The 1,002-nt window shown below is 49.9% G+C and carries 9 tRNA genes; all 9 read left to right on the top strand.

From position 1 onward, the window contains the following. The first annotated feature begins 41 nt into the window (after positions 1 to 41). The 9 genes from EJA10_RS23000 to EJA10_RS23040 all read left to right on the top strand — a co-directional run bounded on the left by EJA10_RS23000 (position 42) and on the right by EJA10_RS23040 (position 900). Positions 42 to 117 (top strand) — tRNA-Val (locus EJA10_RS23000). 28 nt (positions 118 to 145) lie between these two features. After that, a tRNA-Thr gene (locus EJA10_RS23005) sits at positions 146 to 221 on the top strand. Between the two features lie 9 nt (positions 222 to 230). Further along, positions 231 to 306 (top strand) — tRNA-Lys (locus EJA10_RS23010). Between the two features lie 29 nt (positions 307 to 335). Further along, positions 336 to 420: transfer RNA gene (locus EJA10_RS23015), tRNA-Leu, on the top strand. A 22-nt stretch (positions 421 to 442) separates the two neighbouring features. Continuing rightward, positions 443 to 517: transfer RNA gene (locus EJA10_RS23020), tRNA-Gly, on the top strand. Positions 518 to 524: 7 nt separating this feature from the next. Continuing rightward, a tRNA-Leu gene (locus EJA10_RS23025) sits at positions 525 to 613 on the top strand. 21 nt (positions 614 to 634) lie between these two features. After that, positions 635 to 711 (top strand) — tRNA-Arg (locus EJA10_RS23030). 19 nt (positions 712 to 730) lie between these two features. Next, positions 731 to 807: transfer RNA gene (locus tag EJA10_RS23035), tRNA-Pro, on the top strand. A gap of 17 nt (positions 808 to 824) precedes the next feature. Further along, positions 825 to 900: transfer RNA gene (locus EJA10_RS23040), tRNA-Ala, on the top strand. The last annotated feature ends 102 nt before the right edge of the window (positions 901 to 1,002 follow it).

Genomic DNA, 1,002 nt, shown 5'->3' on the forward strand with positions numbered 1-1,002 from the left:
GTTTCCCCCTGTGAGAGTAGGACGCCGCCGGGCATTTATATGGAGGATTAGCTCAGCTGGGAGAGCATCTGCCTTACAAGCAGAGGGTCGGCGGTTCGATCCCGTCATCCTCCACCATTATTTTTATAAAACAACTTTATTGAATGCCGGTGTAGCTCAATTGGTAGAGCAACTGACTTGTAATCAGTAGGTTGGGGGTTCAAGTCCTCTCGCCGGCACCACCTTTGTACGAGCCATTAGCTCAGTCGGTAGAGCATCTGACTTTTAATCAGAGGGTCGAAGGTTCGAGTCCTTCATGGCTCACCATTTTCACGCAAGTGAAATGATATGAATATGCGGGTGTGGCGGAATTGGCAGACGCACCAGACTTAGGATCTGGCGCCGCAAGGCGTGGGGGTTCGACTCCCTTCACCCGCACCATTCTTTAAAAACTTAAAAGTTTGCGGAAGTAGTTCAGTGGTAGAATACAACCTTGCCAAGGTTGGGGTCGCGGGTTCGAATCCCGTCTTCCGCTCCATTCTTTAGCCGAGGTGGCGGAACTGGCAGACGCACAGGACTTAAAATCCTGCGGTAGGTGACTACCGTACCGGTTCGATTCCGGTCCTCGGCACCAAGTTAGCTGAATATTTAATATGCGCCCGTAGCTCAATTGGATAGAGCGTCTGACTACGGATCAGAAGGTTATGGGTTCGACTCCTTTCGGGCGCGCCATTATTTTTTCTCAATATTTCGGGGAGTAGCTCAGCTTGGTAGAGCACTTGGTTTGGGACCAAGGGGTCGCAGGTTCGAATCCTGTCTTCCCGACCATCATTTTTAATTTAAACGGGGCCTTAGCTCAGCTGGGAGAGCGCCTGCCTTGCACGCAGGAGGTCAGCGGTTCGATCCCGCTAGGCTCCACCAAAAAAACATTTGACCTTATGATCCAATCGTGTTAGTATGTTAAAGCTGACATGATGAACTGGTCAGTTAATTGCTCTTTGAAAACTAAACAAACAAGCGTCA

Origin of the sequence: Mesobacillus subterraneus (assembly GCF_003937825.1) — a bacterium.
Classification (GTDB): domain Bacteria; phylum Bacillota; class Bacilli; order Bacillales; family Cytobacillaceae; genus Mesobacillus; species Mesobacillus subterraneus.